General features: G+C 69.6%; 18 protein-coding genes. 7 read left to right on the plus strand and 11 right to left on the minus strand.

Annotation, left to right across the window (positions count from 1 at the left end):
• A partial coding sequence (locus JMJ56_RS00005) for a DUF4214 domain-containing protein (protein ID WP_236037361.1) occupies positions 1 to 1,402 on the plus strand: 1,402 nt, incomplete at its 5' end.
• 124 nt (positions 1,403 to 1,526) lie between these two features.
• Here JMJ56_RS00005 and JMJ56_RS00010 read toward each other — a convergent pair.
• Positions 1,527 to 2,171, minus strand: coding sequence for an HD domain-containing protein (locus JMJ56_RS00010; RefSeq protein WP_202829566.1), 645 nt, complete (start codon positions 2,169 to 2,171; stop codon positions 1,527 to 1,529).
• A gap of 59 nt (positions 2,172 to 2,230) precedes the next feature.
• On the opposite strand from JMJ56_RS00010, the gene JMJ56_RS00015 reads away from it, so the two are divergent.
• The 5 genes from JMJ56_RS00015 to JMJ56_RS00035 all read left to right on the plus strand — a co-directional run bounded on the left by JMJ56_RS00015 (position 2,231) and on the right by JMJ56_RS00035 (position 4,887).
• On the plus strand, positions 2,231 to 3,127 hold the full coding sequence (locus JMJ56_RS00015; RefSeq protein WP_202829567.1) for an SDR family oxidoreductase: 897 nt from the start codon (positions 2,231 to 2,233) through the stop codon (positions 3,125 to 3,127).
• A gap of 76 nt (positions 3,128 to 3,203) precedes the next feature.
• Positions 3,204 to 3,602 (plus strand): hypothetical protein, encoded by a 399-nt coding sequence (locus tag JMJ56_RS00020; RefSeq protein WP_202829568.1) that lies wholly within the window; start codon positions 3,204 to 3,206, stop codon positions 3,600 to 3,602.
• Between the two features lie 70 nt (positions 3,603 to 3,672).
• Positions 3,673 to 3,900, plus strand: coding sequence for a hypothetical protein (locus tag JMJ56_RS00025; protein ID WP_202829569.1), 228 nt, complete (start codon positions 3,673 to 3,675; stop codon positions 3,898 to 3,900).
• Between the two features lie 76 nt (positions 3,901 to 3,976).
• Positions 3,977 to 4,630 carry a hypothetical protein gene (locus JMJ56_RS00030; protein ID WP_202829570.1) on the plus strand — a complete coding sequence of 218 codons (654 nt, stop codon included), beginning with the start codon at positions 3,977 to 3,979 and terminating at the stop codon, positions 4,628 to 4,630.
• A 116-nt stretch (positions 4,631 to 4,746) separates the two neighbouring features.
• Positions 4,747 to 4,887: a hypothetical protein gene (locus JMJ56_RS00035; RefSeq protein WP_202829571.1), complete on the plus strand. Its 141-nt coding sequence runs from the start codon at positions 4,747 to 4,749 to the stop codon at positions 4,885 to 4,887.
• Positions 4,888 to 5,006: 119 nt separating this feature from the next.
• Here JMJ56_RS00035 and JMJ56_RS00040 read toward each other — a convergent pair whose 3' ends face one another.
• From JMJ56_RS00040 to JMJ56_RS00065, 6 genes are read right to left on the minus strand one after another with little or no spacing between them, the layout of a single operon-like run.
• Positions 5,007 to 5,882 carry a lipid A biosynthesis lauroyl acyltransferase gene (locus JMJ56_RS00040; RefSeq protein ID WP_202829572.1) on the minus strand — a complete coding sequence of 292 codons (876 nt, stop codon included), beginning with the start codon at positions 5,880 to 5,882 and terminating at the stop codon, positions 5,007 to 5,009.
• A 2-nt stretch (positions 5,883 to 5,884) separates the two neighbouring features.
• Positions 5,885 to 6,892: a zinc-binding dehydrogenase gene (locus JMJ56_RS00045; protein WP_236037362.1), complete on the minus strand. Its 1,008-nt coding sequence runs from the start codon at positions 6,890 to 6,892 to the stop codon at positions 5,885 to 5,887.
• Between the two features lie 11 nt (positions 6,893 to 6,903).
• Positions 6,904 to 8,139, minus strand: a complete 1,236-nt coding sequence (locus tag JMJ56_RS00050; protein WP_202829574.1) for a beta-ketoacyl synthase N-terminal-like domain-containing protein — start codon at positions 8,137 to 8,139, stop codon at positions 6,904 to 6,906.
• Positions 8,139 to 9,266 carry a beta-ketoacyl-ACP synthase gene (locus JMJ56_RS00055; RefSeq protein ID WP_202829575.1) on the minus strand — a complete coding sequence of 376 codons (1,128 nt, stop codon included), beginning with the start codon at positions 9,264 to 9,266 and terminating at the stop codon, positions 8,139 to 8,141. The genes JMJ56_RS00050 and JMJ56_RS00055 overlap by 1 nt, the downstream gene beginning before the upstream one ends.
• Positions 9,263 to 9,715: a 3-hydroxyacyl-ACP dehydratase FabZ family protein gene (locus tag JMJ56_RS00060; protein ID WP_202829576.1), complete on the minus strand. Its 453-nt coding sequence runs from the start codon at positions 9,713 to 9,715 to the stop codon at positions 9,263 to 9,265. The genes JMJ56_RS00055 and JMJ56_RS00060 overlap by 4 nt, the downstream gene beginning before the upstream one ends.
• Positions 9,716 to 9,719: 4 nt before the next feature.
• On the minus strand, positions 9,720 to 10,004 hold the full coding sequence (locus JMJ56_RS00065; protein WP_202829577.1) for an acyl carrier protein: 285 nt from the start codon (positions 10,002 to 10,004) through the stop codon (positions 9,720 to 9,722).
• A 129-nt stretch (positions 10,005 to 10,133) separates the two neighbouring features.
• Here JMJ56_RS00065 and JMJ56_RS00070 point away from each other — a divergent pair, with 129 nt between their 5' ends.
• The gene (locus tag JMJ56_RS00070; RefSeq protein ID WP_202829578.1) at positions 10,134 to 11,300 is read left to right on the plus strand and encodes an acyl-CoA dehydrogenase family protein; all 1,167 of its coding nucleotides are present in this window, start codon (positions 10,134 to 10,136) and stop codon (positions 11,298 to 11,300) included.
• On the opposite strand, the gene JMJ56_RS00075 is transcribed toward JMJ56_RS00070, so the two are convergent.
• The 4 genes from JMJ56_RS00075 to JMJ56_RS00090 all read right to left on the minus strand — a co-directional run bounded on the left by JMJ56_RS00075 (position 11,301) and on the right by JMJ56_RS00090 (position 16,161).
• On the minus strand, positions 11,301 to 12,287 hold the full coding sequence (locus tag JMJ56_RS00075) for an ABC transporter permease (protein WP_202829579.1): 987 nt from the start codon (positions 12,285 to 12,287) through the stop codon (positions 11,301 to 11,303). It lies immediately after the preceding gene.
• The gene (locus tag JMJ56_RS00080; protein ID WP_328702214.1) at positions 12,287 to 13,813 is read right to left on the minus strand and encodes a sugar ABC transporter ATP-binding protein; all 1,527 of its coding nucleotides are present in this window, start codon (positions 13,811 to 13,813) and stop codon (positions 12,287 to 12,289) included. Before JMJ56_RS00080 ends, JMJ56_RS00075 begins: the two co-directional genes overlap by 1 nt.
• Before the next feature lies 1 nt (position 13,814).
• Positions 13,815 to 14,774, minus strand: coding sequence for a sugar-binding protein (locus JMJ56_RS00085; RefSeq protein WP_202829581.1), 960 nt, complete (start codon positions 14,772 to 14,774; stop codon positions 13,815 to 13,817).
• Positions 14,775 to 14,898: 124 nt separating this feature from the next.
• Positions 14,899 to 16,161 (minus strand): M16 family metallopeptidase, encoded by a 1,263-nt coding sequence (locus tag JMJ56_RS00090; protein WP_202829582.1) that lies wholly within the window; start codon positions 16,159 to 16,161, stop codon positions 14,899 to 14,901.
• Positions 16,162 to 16,198 lie beyond the last annotated feature (37 nt).

Below are 16,198 nucleotides of genomic sequence, written 5' to 3' on the forward strand. Positions count from 1 at the left end.
TAGCGCAGCTTGCTGCGGTCGTATTTCGACCGGTTCTCGGACGTCCACATGCACACTCTTCTTCCGGCAATCGCCGCCGGGAGCCAATCACAACCGATTCAAATCACTCAAACTGTTCCCGGACAGACACATAGGCATTTTCAATGGCCTCTCGACATTCAACATTGGTAACGGCGGTGTATTGGAGGTGTCCGGGTTCGCCAATGCCAGCCTGCTCTCCAATATCAATTTCACTGGGGTGGGTGGCCGACTCGTCGTGACGGGCGCGGCGAACGTGCCGGTGCTGAGCGCCATCGATGGCTTCGATGCCAATGATGTAGTGACCTTCGAGAATGTGACCCAGGCCACAGCGGCACGATACAGCGGGGGACAGATCCAGCTTCTGAACGATACCACCGTGGTTGGGTCGGTAGGGGTGAACGCTGGTTTCGCCGAGGGAAGTGCGCTGGGCTTTCAACGCGCCGCCGACGGGGGCATCAATGTCGGAGTCGGATTGGGCAATGGCGGGGGGCTGCCTAATGACGTGCTGCGTGGCGGGCTCCACACCGAGTATCTGATTGCCAGTACATCGCTCGGCTCGCTTTACCTCCAGGATACGGTTCGTGGCCGCGATTCCTCGATCACCCTATCGGACGCCAAGTACATTCTGTTCGCGGACGGCATCGGCCGTTTCGACGCGTCGGGAGCAGCAATGGATGTTGCACGGATTTATCGCGCTGCACTCGATCGGCAGGCTGATGCGCCGGGATTGGAAGCACATGTCGCCAGCATCGAGGGCGGCTTAAGCAGCGAAGCACAAATCGCCACCAACTTCACTCAATCCCAAGAGTTTATCGGCACTTACGGCAACACCAGCGATGCTCAGTATGTTAATCTTCTCTACCAGAACACGTTGGATCGGACGGCCTCCAACGCAGAGATATCCTTTCAAACTTCTGCACTCATGAATGGCTTGTCCCGTGGTCAGCTGTTATTGAACTTTGCCGAGAGTTTTGAGTTCGTTACTAAAAATCTTGGCGCCACGGGAGATACCGTTTACGGGCAAATCTACCGCCTCTACGGAGCCGCACTGGACCGGACGCCGGACAACATTGGGTTGCCGTTCTGGTTTAATCTTCGTCAAGGAGGAGAAAGCCTGGAATCCATTGCCCTTAAATTCATCGAATCGAACGAATTCCAGAGCCTCTACGGCAACACGGATAATACCCAGTTCGCGACTCTGCTTTACCAAAATGCCTTGAACCGTGAGCCGGACACCATCGGACTGCAGACGCAGGTGAGCGCATTGGACAGCGGGTTGAGTCGGGAGCAACTCCTCGTCAATTTTTCCGAAAGCCTGGAGAACCGCATCAACACTGCCGCTGCTACGCACGACAATTGGGTTTTCCTCGGAAACGCCTGATCTTCATCGGGCAGTTGCCATTCGCATCGGCTCGCAGAACTCGCTTTGATGTATTGTCTGGTTCGGGAGATTAGCCACATCAGATGCACCCATCCGATCGAAGGTTGCGTCAGGCCCCGCGGGATCACCCCATCGCGCCGCCCAGCTCCCGCGCGATATTGCGCCGCGCCGCCGCCTCGAAGGCGGCGGCCAGCACCGGCGTCCGGTACAATTGCGGCCAGGCCCGGAGCCCGGCGAGGAAGGCCCGGCGCCCCGCCTCCCATTTTGCCGCGTCCAGATGGCCGTACTCCTCCCGCAGCAGCGCCGTGTTGCGGTCGAAGGCCTCCGGCGCCTCGCCGAGCGGGGTGAGGTCGAGATCCAGCATCCAGAGCCTCGCCGCCTCGTCCGGCTCACCGGGAGCAGGGCGGTAGCCGAGATGGTCCGCCGTGGCGAGGATCGTCCCCGCCACCCAGTCGATCTCCCCCTCCGGCAGCCCCGCCTCCGCCGCATCGGCATGCCACAGCTCGGCCGAGCGCGCCTCGTTGTCCCGCCGCGCCGCGTCGTAGACGGCATCGTGATAGGCGATCGCGCAGGCGATCAGCCGCCCGGTGGCCACATCGCCGAGACCCGCCGCTTCGCTGAATTCGCGGTGCCGCGCCCAGAGCACCGCCAGATGCCCTGCTCCGTGATAATGCCGCTCCGGCGCCGTCATCCGCGCCGCCAGCGCCCCGCGTGCCGCTCCCGACACCGGCAGCCCTGCGAGCAGATCGGCGAAATCATTAAGCGCCATGAAGTCTCCTCGCATGCAGCATAGCGCCCCGCGCCGCGTTGCCGCACCGGAGGATGCCGATGACCGAACGCCGCCAGCTTTTCGCCGCCGCCACGACCCTGGCCCTCGCCACGACCACGGCCGGGGCCCAGCCCGCGCGCCCGCTCACCGGCCGCACGGCGCTGGTCACCGGCGCCGCCCGCGGCATCGGCCGCGCCACCGCGCTGGCGCTCGCCCGCCTCGGCGCCGATGTCGCCCTGCTCGACATCGCCGAGCCGGACGCCATCCCGGCGCTGCGCGGCTACCGCCTCGCCACCCGCGCCGAGCTGGACGAGGCCGTCCGCCTCACCGCCGAGGAGCAGGTCCGCACACTTCCCCTCGTCGCCGACATCCGCGACGCCGACGCGCTCCGTGCCGCCGCGAAGCGCCTCGATGCCGAGCTCGGCGGTCCCGACATCCTCGTCGCCAATGCCGGCATCGCCATCAACGGCAACCTCGCCGAGCCGGACCCCGCCGCCTGGCAGGCCATGCTCGACGTCAACCTCACCGGCACCCTCAACACCATCCAGGCGATGCTGGCGGGCATGCGCCGGCGGGGCAGGGGAGGCCGCATCGTCATCACCACTTCCGTCCAGGCACGGATGGGCGCCCGCGGCTCCGGCGCCTATGCCGCGACGAAATGGGCGCTGACCGGGTTGATGAAGTCGCTCGCCGCCGAACTCGGCCCGGAGGAGATCACCGTCAACGCCGTCGCCCCGACGGCGGTGGAGACGCCCATGGTGCATCGCGGCGGCGACGCCCCGCAGCCGGACCCTCGCCGTGCCGCGGCCTTTGCCGGCCATGCGCTCCCGATTCCCGTGCTGCCGCCATCCCAGGTCGCCGATGCCATCGCCTTCCTCTGCGGCCCCGGCGCCCTCTACGTCTCCGGCACCACCCTCGACGTGAATGCCGGCCGCAGCGCCCAGCTCACCGCCTGATGCATCCAGCCCGGCCGCCGAACGTTACCGCTAACCGCGCCGGCAATCCCGCCATCCGCGGACGGGGCCCCGACCGATGCACCGCTTCCTCCTCCTGCTGCCCCTGCTGCTCGCCGCCTGCGGCTCCTCCGGCACCACGGCGGAGTTCGACCGTCGCATCGGCACCTATGTCGGCCGGCCGGAAGCGGATGTCGTTGCCAATCTCGGCGTCCCGAGCCGCACCTATGAGGCCGATGGCCGCCGCCTGCTGCAGTACGAGTTCGCCCGCCCCTCCAGCCGCCCCGCCATCTTCCCGAGCATCGGCCTCGGCTTCGGCAGCTTCGGCGGCGGCGTGGGGGTCGGCACCGGGCTCGGCTTCGGCCTTGGCGGCTACGGCGGCGGGGCCGAGGGCTGTGTCCTGGTCTTCGAAGCCCGCGAAGGGCGCATCACCAGCTTCAACCGCAACGGCCCGGGCTGCACCGCCCCGGCGGCGTGACCGGGAACGATGCGGAAGCGATAGAACGAGCTTGCGGAACCGGCGAGGGTGTTCTACCTTTGTCCTCATCATGGACCCTGCCTTCGCCCTCACGGTCAACGACCTGGCGCGCGACGAGGCGCTCTGCCTCCGCTGCGGCTGCCGGTCCCACACCTTTAGCCGTGCCCGGCTGATCGCCCTGGTCGGGCGCGATGCGCGCCTCCACCTGATCGGCCTGAACCGCGAGCTCTGGTGCGGCGACTGCGGCGAGCCGCCATTTCAGGGCTGGGTCACCGCCCCGGTGGCGAACCAGCCCTGACCACCGCCCCTGGCTTGCCTCGGTTTATGTGAACCGGCATCGTTTCCGGAAGATTTGAATCCGGAAGCAAGCGACGATGGCGGCCAAATACATCAAGCCCACCACCTCTCTCTCGCCGAAGAATGTCTGGGACAAGCTCAACAGCGGTGACTGGTCCTTCGACGACTGCCCCTGGATGATCAAGGGCAACCTCTGCGCCTCGGTGACCTTCACCGGCGACGGGTCCTGGCAGGAGATCGTCCGCGACCTGTATGGCAAGGGGCAGCAAACCTTCACGGTGCTGGCAGGGCGCCATGGCGACCAGCTCGGCCAGGAGGTGGATACGAGAACGGGCCGAATCCTCGCCCGGAACCCGAACAGCCCGGCCGACACGGCGATCAACCCGGACGACGACCGGAGGATCGCCCAGCGGCTGAACGCCAACCAGGCGCTGCCTGGCATCCATGTCGTGGTGCAGGATGTGGGCGACGGGTCCCGCGACACGGTCGAGAAGCTGACGGCGGAGATCAGGCGGCACCTGAGCGAGAACCGGATCGTCATCCTGGCCTGGTGCTACTCGCTCTTCGCCATGAAGCCGGGCTGGGACGTGAACGTGAAGAATACCTGGCCGCAGGTTTTCCTGGGACCGAACATGACGCCGATTGCCTGGACGGCGAGGGACTGGGACTGGGTCTCGACCTACGGCTCCCTGCCGGCGGCAGTGGCGGCCGAGGGTCAGGCGGTGGCCTGACCGAGCGCTGCTCATGCAGCCTCGACCCATCGCGGACCGTCGAGCAAGCTCCCCCTGGATCGGCGACCCGGCAAGGCGGCCATGGCAGCCACTTGATGAACGACCGGAGCAAGCACATGGATTTCCAGACCTGGATCGCCGAAATCGAAGCCGTCGTGACCTTCGACATCGATGCCGCGCTATGGCGGAAGTATTTCGACGCGGGTCTCACGCCCATCGAGGCCATCGAGCAGAACCGCATCGACGAGGAGGTCTGACCCGGCCCGGGGCGCATCCATTCGCGGATGCCGCCTAAAATCCTGGTTTCCTCAAATCCACTCAGGAAGTTCGCCAATTTCAAGGCCTTGGCCCATGCCCCGCTTCAATTCCTCAACCCCTACCGCCACCGCCTGTGCATCCACAGCCATTGCCCCGGATGCTCCCTGACCCAGCCTTCGACGATCCGGTTGAGAAGCGCCGTCGCCGCCTCCACATCCACCCGCCCGCGTGCGTCGCGCGGCAGCTCCACCGCCTCGGTCAGCTCCAGCCGGAACCGCCCCCTCGGCAGCCGGATCGCCCGCGCCCCATGCACCGGGCAGTCGAAGCGCCGCGCCAGCCGCGCCAGCAACGGGTTGGACGCCGCCATCCGCCCGAGGAAGGGCACCCGCGGCCCCCGCCCGAAGCGCTGGTCGATCAGCATGCCGACATGCAGCCCCTCGTCGAGCGCCTCCATCATGCGGATCGGCGCCGCGACATCCGCCGCGATCAGCCGCCCCATGATCCCCTCGCGCAACGCACGGATATCGGCCGCGACGGCCCTGTTGTTCGGCGTCCGGTAGAGCACCGCCGAAGGCAGCCCATGCTTCGCCGCTGCGACCGCCGGCAGCTCCCAGTTCGCCAGATGCGCCGCGAAGAACAGCGCCGGCTTCCCGTCCTCGCGCAGCGCCTCGAACCGCGCGACCGCCTCCGGCGCGACCTCGATCCGCCCCACGGGCTTGGCCGGGTCGAAATCCCAGATCCGCTCCAGGTGCACGTATTCCGCCGCCGTCCGCCCTAGATTGTCCCAGGCCTCGCCGACGATCCCGCGATGCTCCGCCGCGGACAATTCGGGAAACGCCGCGGCCACATTGCCGAGCGCGATGCGATGCGCCTTCACCAGCGGCCCGAGGCGCCGCGCGACGGCGCCCCCCAGGGCCCCCGCCCGATCCGGCCCCAGCGCCCCGACGAGCGCGAAGAGCCCCCGCACCAGCGCCGCCACCGCCGCATCGCGCATGGTCAGAGCATGACGACGATCTTGCCGAAGACCTGCCGCGCCTCCAGCCGCGCCAAGGCCCCGGCGAAGCCCTCCAGCGGCACCGTGCCGTCGATCACCGGCCGGATGCCGCCCGCCATCCTGCCGAGCCCGTCGGCGACGTTGCGCATCGACGCGCCGAAGCTGCCGATGATGCGAAGCTGCCGCTGGAACAGCATCATCAGGTTGGTCTCCGCCGACACGCCCGAAGTCGAACCGCAGGTCACCAGCCTGCCGCCCATCCTGAGTGAGAGCAGCGACCCCGCCCAGGTCATGGCCCCCACATGCTCGAAGACCACATCGACGCCGCGCTTCCGCGTCACCTTGCGCGCCACGCTCTCGAAGCGGTCCGTCGTGTAGTTCACCACATGGTCCGCCCCGAGCGCCCTGACGCGCTCGCATTTCTCGTCCGACCCGGCGGTCGCGATGACGGTGCACCCCATCGCCTTCGCCACCAGCACTGCGACGGTGCCGATGCCGGATCCTGCCGCCTGCACCAGGATCGTCTCCCCCGCCTCCAGCCGCGCATTGTCGAAGAGCATGTGCTCCACGGTGGAGAAGGTGATCGCCGCGCAGGCCGCATCCTCGACGGCGATGCCCTGCGGCACCGCCACGCAGAGCCGCGCCTGCTGGTTGGCGATCTCCTGCGCGAAGCCGTCGAGATGGAATCCCTTCACCCCGGAGACATTCTCGCAGAGATTGTCCCGCCCCTCGCGGCAGGCCCGGCATTGCCCGCAGGTCTGCGCCCCATAGGGCACCGCCAGCTGCCCGACCTGCCAGCCCTCGACGCCCTCGCCGATGGCGACGACCTCGCCCACCGCCTCCGCCCCCACCGTCAGCGGCAGCTGGCGCCTGGCGAAGGCCATCCCCCGCCAGCCCCAGACATCGATGTGGTTGAGCGCCACCGCGCGCATCCGCAGCCGCAGTTCGCCCGGCCCCGGCGGCGGCGGTTCCGCAACCTCGGCCAGCCGCGTGTCCCTGTCGGCGAACAATTGAAGCGCTCTCATGGCGCCGCCCCCAGCACCAGGCACACATTCTGCCCGCCGAAGCCGAAGCTGTTCGACAGCACCCGCTCCACCTTCGCCGCACGCGCGACATTCGGGACCAGGTCGAGCGCGATCGCCGGGTCGGGCAGCTCATGGTTGATCGTCGGCGGCAGCATCCCGTCGCGGATCGAGAGCAGGCTCGCCACCGCCTCGATCGCCCCCGCCGCCGAGAGCGTGTGCCCGATCATCGACTTGTTCGACGAAATAGGGGGAGGGGCCTCGCCGAAGACGGCGCGCATGCCGAGCGTCTCCATCTTGTCGTTCTCCGGCGTCCCCGTGCCATGCGCGTTGACATAGGAGATGTCGGCCGGCGCCAGCCCCGCATCGAGGATGGCGCTGCGCATCGCGCCGATGATCGCCCCGCCATCCGGGTTGCTCCGCGTGCGGTGGAAGCTGTCCGCACGCTCGCCGGCGCCGAGCACCAGCCCCAGCACCTCCGCCCCCCGCGCCTGCGCCGATTCGAGGCTTTCCAGCACCAGCGCCGCCGCGCCCTCGCTGAGGACGAAGCCCTCGCGCGTCTTCTCGAAGGGCCGCGAGGCGCGCTCCGGCTCGTCGTTCCGCGTGGACAGCGCCGAGAGCAGCGAGAAGCGCACCAGCGGCTCCGGCGCCACGCTGCCTTCGGCGCCGATGCAGAGCGCTGCCGCCGCCTCGCCCCGCTGGATCGCCTCCAGCCCGAGCTGGATCGCCGAAGCCCCCGTCGCGCAGGCGGTGGTGACGGAAACCGGCACCCCGCGCGTGCCGAAGCGCTGTGCCAGCCGCTCCCCGATCCCGCCGAAGAGGAAGGTCTCGAACAGCGCCCGCTGCCCCGTCGCCGCCTCTGCCATCGCCGGATAGGTGGCACCCGCCCGCGCCAACGCCAGCCGCTGCGGCCATTCCACCTCGACCGGCGGCATGCCGAGGAAGAGCGGCCCGGGGAAGCGCCCGCCGGTTCCGGCCTGCCCCACCGCCTCCGCCGCCGCCATCGCGGCCATCCGTTCCACCCGCTCCGGCGAGGCCAGCGCCTCTTCCCCCGGCAGCGTGACCTGCCCGGCGATCCTCGTCTTCAGGTGATCGGTCGGGAAGCGAGTGATCCGGCGGATGCCCGAGCGCCCGGCGAGCAGCCCAGCCCAGCTCTCCGCCACGCCGAAGCCGAGCGGCGTCACCAGCCCCATTCCCGTCACGGCCACCACGGGCCGGCCCAGATGGTCGCGCATCACGCCGCCTCCAGCAGGGCCAGCGCCTCGCCGCGCCAGATGCCGAATCCCGTCACCAGCGCCTGCCCCGCCAGGCCCTCGCCGAGGGCGAGCGCGCCAAGCGCCAGGCTGGCCGGAAAGCTCGCCTCCACCCCATGCCCCAGCAGGTCGGCGGTGAAGTGCATCGGCCCCGGCTCCGGCAGCCCGGCGAGGAAGGCCCGCTCCTCCGCCAGCGCCTCCGGCATCCCGCTCGCGCCGGAGACCACCGCATGGCCCGGCCGCAGCGCCAGCCCCTCGGCCAGCGCGGCCGCGCTCGCCCGCGCGCTGTCCTCGCGCTGGCGCCGCGCCGCGCCGCTCCTGACCGCCGCCAGCCGCGCAAGGCACGGCGCGCCGCGCGCCCGCGCATGCCGCCCGGTCTCCAGCACGAGGAAGGCGCCGATGCTCCCCGTCACCATGCCGCCGCCCGGCCGCTCGGCCAGCGGCGCCCAGTCCCCACGCCACAACCCACCCGAGGCCGCGTGCAGCAGCAGCATGTCCCACCGCCCCGCCACATAGGCCCCGCCGACCAGCGCCACCTCGCCCCGCCCCTCGGCGAGCCTGGCGGCCGCGATGCGCACCGCCTCCGCCCCCGCCGCCTCCTCGCCCATGATGGTGCGGGAGGAACCGGTGACGCCATGCACGATGGAGATGTTGCCCGCCAGCAGGTTGGAGAGCTGCGCCAGGAACAGCGTCGGCCGGAGGCCGTTCGCCAGCCGCGCATTGAGCAGCGGCCCCGCCTCCTCGGGCGGCAGCGCGGCCAGCTCGGCGCAGATCGCCTCGTCGAGCACCACGTCCCGCTCCCCGCCGCCGGCCGCGACAAGCAGGTGCATCTCTCCCACCAGCCCCCGCGCCCCCGCATGGTCGAGCGCAAGGCCCGCCGCATAGGTGCCAAGCCGCTGCCAGGGCTCCATCTGCCGCTGGTCGCCCTTCTTCGGGATCTGCGCGTCGAAGGCGAGGGCGGGCATCGGATGGACGGGGAAGGGGGCGAAGCTCGCCGCATCCACCACCGGCTGCGCCGCCAGGTTGCGCAGCGCCGCCCGATGCACCTCCGCCCCCTCGCCGAGTGAGGAGGCAAGGCCGATGCCGGTGATCCAGACCGCCTCGCTCATGCCCCGAGCCCGATCCGCGCCGCCTGCGCCCGCATCGCCTCGGCGAGCGCCGGCGCGGGGAAGTCCTGCAGGCTGAACTTCATCTCGCGCACCTCGCAGATGCGATTGTCGGCACCGGTGATGGCGGCATCGGCGACGGCATAGCCCGAGCCCTCATGCACCAGCCGGGCGGTCACGGAGAGCCTTTCGCCCGGCCGGACGAAGCGGCGCAGCTTCAGCTCCCTGCTGCCGATCAGGAAGGCCATGCGGGCGAAGCCGAGCCGCGCCAGCAGCAGGTAGCCCGCGGCCTGCGCCATGGTCTCCAGCAACAGCACGCCGGGCACCAGCGGATGGCCGGGGAAATGCCCCTCGAAGACCGGGCTCGCCTCCGGCACCACCGCCTCGGCGACGATGGTTTCGGCATCGACCGAGACAACTCGGTCGATCATCCGGAAATATTCGAGCTGCACGGCGCTAACCGCCGGACTTGGCGGCCACCAGCTCCTCGATCCGCTTCGCCAGGTTCTCCATGACGAAGTAGCGCGAGGCCGGGGCGGCGCCCGAATTCACCTCCTGCGTCCAGGTCTCCACCGGCACCTTGATGCCGAAGTCCTTGTCGATGGCGAAGACGATGTCGAGGAAGTCGAGGCTGTCGATGCCGAGATCCTCGATCACGTGGCTTTCCGGCCGGATCGTCTCGCGCGGGACGTCACTGGTCTCCGCGATGATGTCGGCGACGCGGTCGAACGCCGAGGCCATGGCTGTCTCCGGGCAGGGGCTGGTCAGGGGGTCTTGGCCCGAACCGCCGCCCTTGGCAAGCAAACAGGGCGGGAGCTTGCCCTGCCGCCCGGTCCGGCCGATCCTCCCGGCAACCGCGGGAGGATCACCATGGATTTCGGCCTCAGCCCCGAGCAGGACGCGATCGTCGAGGGCGTCGCCGCCGTCTGCCGCCGCTTCGGCGACGACTACTGGCGCGACTGCGAGGCCGAGGCCCGCTTCCCCCGCGAGTTCCACCGCGCCATGGCCGAGGGCGGCTGGCTCGGCATCACCATGCCGGCCGAGCATGGCGGCGCCGGGCTCGGCGTGACGGAAGCGGCGCTGATGATGCACACCGTCGCCCGCCATGGCGGGGCGATGGGTGCGGCCTCGGCACTCCACATCAACATGTTCGGCCCGCACCCGATCGTCGTCCACGGCACCGCGGAGCAGAAGGCGCGCTGGATCCCCCGCCTCGTCGCCGGCACCGACCAGGCCTGCTTCGGCGTCACCGAGCCGAATGCGGGGCTGGATACCACCAGCATCACCACCTTCGCGGAGAAGGTGCCCGGCGGCTACCGCGTCAACGGCCGGAAGATCTGGACCTCGACGGCCCAGGTCGCCAACAAGATCATGCTGCTGACCCGCACCACGCGGAAGGAAGAGGCGCGGCGCCCCTCGCAGGGCATCACCCTCTTCTACACCGACCTCGACCGCACCCGCGTCGAGGTGCAGCGCATACCGAAGATGGGCCGCGCCGCCGTCGATTCGAACATGATCTTCATCGACGACCTGTTCATCCCGGAGGAGGACCGCATCGGCGAGGAGGGCCGCGGCTTCTCCTACATCCTCGACAGCCTGAACCCCGAGCGCATCCTGATCGCCGCCGAGGCCATCGCCATCGGCCGCGACGCGCTGGACCGCGCCAGCCGCTATGCGCGGGAGCGCAGCGTCTTCGGCCGGCCGATCGGCCAGAACCAGGCGATCCAGCACCCGCTCGCCGAATGCTGGACCGGGCTCGAGAGCGCCTGGATGATGGCGATGAAGGCAGCCTGGCTCTACGACTCCGGCCGCGCCTGCGGCGCCGAGGCCAATGCGGCGAAGCTGCTCGGCGCGCGGGCCGGCTACGAGGCCTGCCTCCGCGCCATGCTGACCCATGGCGGCATGGGCTATGCGCGCGAATACGTGGTCGAGCGCCTGCTGCGCGAGGTGATGATCTGCCGCATCGCGCCCGTCTCGGAGCAGATGATCCTCTCCTTCATCGCCGAGCGCGTGCTGGAGCAGCCGAAGAGCTACTGATCACTCGGCGGCCGCCACCGCCCCCTTCGCCGCCACCCGCGCCGGCGCCGACCTGCGCCGCGCGAGCTGCCGGTCGGCCAGCGCGCCGATCAGGATCACGCCGCCCATCACCGCGAAATTGAGCGAGGAGGGGATGCCGAGGATGTTCACCAGGTTCTGCAGGACCTGCAGCAGCACCGTCCCCAGCACGATCCCGAGCACGCTGCCCTCGCCGCCGCGCAGCGAACAGCCGCCGAGCACGGCGGCGGCGATCGCATAGAGCTCGTAGAAATTGCCGAAGGAGGAGGGCGAGACGGAGCTGGTGTAGAAGACCAGCAGCAGCGCCGAGATCCCCGCCAGCAGCCCGCCCAGCACATAGGCGCCCGTCACCACCGCGCCGGTGCGGATGCCGGAATACCGCGCCGCCTCCTCGTTCCGCCCGACGGCGAAGAGGTACCGCCCGAAGACCGAGCGATGCAGCACCACGCCGACGATGACGGCGACGATCACCAGCGCGAAGAAGCTGTGCGGCACGCCGTAGCTGCGCCCCGCCGCCAGCCAGGCCAGCCCGTCGAGCCCCTCGGCATAGCCGAGGCTGATGGTGGAATCGCCCGTGTAGTAGCGCGCCGCGCCGCGGTAGATCAGCAGGCCGCAGAGCGTCACGACGAAGGGCTGCAGCCCGAGCCGCGTGACCAGCAGCCCATGCACCAGCCCCATCAGCAGGCCGAGCGCCAGCACGACGAGCACGGCGATGGGCCAGGCCACGCCCATATTCGCGGTGAGATCGAGGAAGACCACGCCGAGCAGCGCGAACATCGAGCCGACCGAAAGGTCGATCCCCCCGGTGATGACGATCAATCCCTGGCCGATCGAGAAGATGCCGAACAGGCCGATGAGGTTGGCCATGTTCATCAGGTTGACGGTCGAGAGGAATTGCGGATTCAGCGTCGCCGTAATGGCCGCGATGGCAACGATGAGGACCGCGAGGCCGAGTTCCTTCCGCCCCATCACACCGCCTCCACGGTTGCCATGTGCTGCTCCGGCCGCTGCCCGGTGGCGAGGCGGAGGATGTTCGGCTCGTTCACCTCATGGCGCGCGAGAGTGCCGGCGATCCGGCCCTCATGCATCACCGCGACCCGGTCGCTCACGCCGATGACCTCCTCCATGTCGCTGCTGATCATCAGCACGGCGACGCCGCGGTCGGCGAGGCCGCGCATCAGCGCGTAGATCTCGCCCTTGGCGCCGACATCGACGCCGCGCGTCGGCTCGTCGAAGATCAGCGCGCGCGGCCGCATCGCCAGCCACTTGCCGAGCACCACCTTCTGCTGGTTGCCGCCCGAGAGCGTGCCCGCCCGCACCGCGACGCCCGGCGCCCGGATCCGCAGCGATTGCCGCTGCGCCTCCGCCGCCCGCGCCTCGGAGCCGCCGCTCACCAGCCCGGCCCGGGCATGGCCGTCGAGGTCGGGCAGCGAGACGTTCTCGGCGATCGACATGTCGAGCACGAGGCCGGAGCGCTTGCGGTCCTCCGGCACCAGGTAGATGCCCTGCGCGATCGCCTCGCGTGGGCTGCCGATGCGCAACTCCTCCCCGCCGAGGCTGATCCGCCCGGCCAGCGCCGGCTCCACGCCGAACAGCGCCCGCGCCAGCGAGGTCCGCCCCGCGCCCACCAGCCCGGCGAGGCCGAGGATCTCCCCCGGCCGCAAGGCGAGGTCGATGCTGCGGTCGGGGAAGGCCTCCGTTACCAACCCCTCGATGCGCAACCCGCCACCCTCCCGCGGCACCGCGGCAGGCGGGGTGTAGAGCGACTTCAGGTCGCGCCCGATCATCAGCCGCGTCATCGTCGCATGGTTGATCTCGCCGCGGGCCAGATGGCCGACGACCCGACCGTCGCGCAGGCAGGTGACGCGGTCGGCGCAGGTGGTGATCTCGCCGAGCCGGTGGCTGATGTAGATAATGCCCGTCCCTGCCTCGCGCAGCGCCGCGATGGTCGCCAGCAGGCGGTCCGTCTCCGACAGCGTCAGGCTGCTGGTCGGCTCGTCCAAGATGATGATGCGCGCCTGCATCGACAGCGCGCGGGCGATCTCCACCATCTGCCGCTGGGCGATGGAGAGCGTGGCGACCGGCGCCTCCGGCCCGAAATCCGCGCCGAGCCGCGCCAGCAGCGGCGCGACGGCGGCCCGTGCCGCCCGCCGGTCTACCAGCCGCAGCGGCCCGCCCCAGACCGGCTCCCGCCCCATCAGCACATTGGCCGCGACATCCAGGTTGTCGAAGACCGAGAGCTCCTGATGGACGAAGGCGATGCCCTGCGCCCCCGCTTCGGCGACGCTGAGCTGCGGGAAGTCCCGCCCGTGCAGGCGGATGCGCCCGGCATCCGGCCGCACCACGCCGCCCAGCACCTTCATCAGCGTGCTCTTGCCGGCCCCGTTCTCGCCGACCAGGCCGAGCACCTCGCCGGCTGCAAGATGCAGCGAGACATCGTCGAGCGCGCGGACGCCGGGATACGACTTGCCGATCCCCTCCAGCTCGAGCAGCACGCTAGCTGCTCCGCAGCAAGCCCCGCATGTAGGACTGGAACTCGCCGACATTGGTCTTGTCGATGACCTTGGTCTCGACGATGTCCTGCTTGCCGGCGGGAATCCAGCCGCGGTCGCCGTTGACCACGCGGATCAGCCCCTTCATCGAGCGGTAGCCGAATTCGTAGGGCTGCTGCACCACGGTCGAGTGGATGGTACCGTCGGCGACGCCGCGCAAGGTCAGCGCATCCTCGTCGAAGCCGACGATCTTCACCTGACCCTGCCGCCCGGCCTCGCGCACCGCCTGGTAGATCTGCGGCGTGTTGTAGGCCCAGAGGCCGACCATCATCTTCAGGTCGCGCTCGCGCGACAGCGCATCCTCGGCATTGCGCCGGGCGCGGGCGAAGTCGCTCTCGTCGGTGCGGATGTCGGCGATCTGGATGTTGCCGCCCTGCAGCGCCTCGCGGATGCCCTGCACGCGCTCCCGCGCATTGTCGGCATCCATGGTGCCGACGAAGAGCATGGCGCGGCCGCCCTCGGGCATCGCCTGCTTCATCTGCTCGCCGGCGCGGCGCCCGGCGGCGACGTTGTCCGTGCCGATATAGAGCATGCGCTTGCTCGCCGGCGCGTCGCTGTCCGTGGTGAACAGCACCGACTGCTCGGCGACGCGGTTCAGCACGTCGGTCTGGCTCGCCGGGTTGATGGCGGAGATGGCGACGCCCGCGACCTTGCGCGCCAGCAGCTCGTCCAGGATGCGGCGCTGCTCCGCGGCGCTCGCCTGGCTCGGGATGATCATCTCCATGTCGAAATCGGGATGCTCGCGGTTCGCCTTCTCGATCCCGCGCCGCGCGATGGTCCAGAAATCGGCCGAGACATTGACGACGAAGGCGAGGCTCTTCCTGGCCTGCGCCCGGACCGCCGGGGCGGCCAAGCCGAAAGCCAGGCTGCCACCCGCCAGCAAATGGAAATCGCGCCGCTTCATGCCTCACTCCCTTGAACGTCCCGGCACTGTCGCACCGTGCGCCCCGTTGGCCGGGGCTCTCGCTCAGGGGAGGGTAGGGGGGATGCAGCGCGATTGAATACTCAAATATTCGCTCGCGCGTCCGTCAGCGGAGGCTGGCAGCGATCTCCCCGACGCCCGGCACCTTCCCCGCCGGGCCGAGCAGGGCCAGCGTCGGCGTGCCACGGAAGGCGAGGCTCGCCGCCTCCTGCACCTGCTCGATAGTGACGGCGGCGATCTTCGCCTTGGTCTCCTCGATCGGGATGATGCGGCCATGCACCTGGATCTGCCGCGCCAGCTGCTCGGTGCGGCTGCCGGTGCTCTCGAGGCTCATCAGCAGGCTGGCGCGGAGCTGCGCCTTGGCGCGGTTGAGCTCGTCCTGCGTCACGGAGGTCTGCACCTTGCGCAGCTCCTCGAGCGTGACGGGCACCAGCTCCTCCGCCTCCGCCTCGCCGGTGCCGGCATAGACGGCGAAGAGGCCGCTGTCGTCGAAGGGATGTGCGAAGGAGTAGATCGAGTAGACCAGGCCGCGCTTCTCGCGAATCTCCTGGAACAGCCGCGAGGACATCCCGCCCCCGAGCAGCGTGCTCAGCAGCAGCGAGGGATAGTGCAGCCGGTCCTTGTAGCCGCAGGAGGGGAAGCCGAGGACGATATGCACCTGGTCGAGGTCGCGCTCCTCGCGGAACTCGCCGCCGGCGTAGCGCGCGGCCTCGGGCGGGGGAGGGGCGACGGTCGGCAGGTCGCGGAAGTGCTGCTCCACCAGCCCGAGCAGCCGGTCGTGGTCGAGCGCGCCGGCGGCGGCGACCACCATGCGCTCCGGCCCGTAATGGTGCTGCATGTAGCCGGTCAGCGCTTCGCGCTTCATCCGCTTGATGACATCCTCGGTGCCGAGGGTCGGGCGGCCCATCGGCTGGCCCGGATAGGCCGTGGCCTGGAAGTGGTCGAAGACGATGTCGTCCGGCGTGTCGTTGGCCTGGCCGATCTCCTGCAGGATGACGCCGCGCTCGCGCTCCAGCTCGTCCGGGATGAAGGTCGAATGCGTCAGGATGTCGCCGATGATGTCGGCGGCGAGCGGCAGGTCCTCCTTCAGCACCTTGCAGTAATAGGCGGTCTGCTCGCGGGCGGTGTAGGCATTCAGGTGGCCGCCGACATTCTCCATCTCGCGGGCGATGGCAGCCGCGTCGCGCGTCGCCGTGCCCTTGAAGGCCATGTGCTCGAGGAAGTGGGAGACGCCGTTCTCCGGCTCGCTCTCATGGCGGGTGCCGGCGGAGACATAGGCGCCGAAGGACACGGTCTCGACCCGCGGCATGGCCTCGGAGACGACGGTAAGGCCATTGGCGAGGCGGGTGACGCGGATGGCTTCGGACATGGGGGACCTTGTGCTGGGGGAAGAGGTCATCGGAAGG

It is taken from the genome of Belnapia arida (assembly GCF_016773205.1).
In the GTDB taxonomy this organism is placed as follows: domain Bacteria; phylum Pseudomonadota; class Alphaproteobacteria; order Acetobacterales; family Acetobacteraceae; genus Belnapia; species Belnapia arida.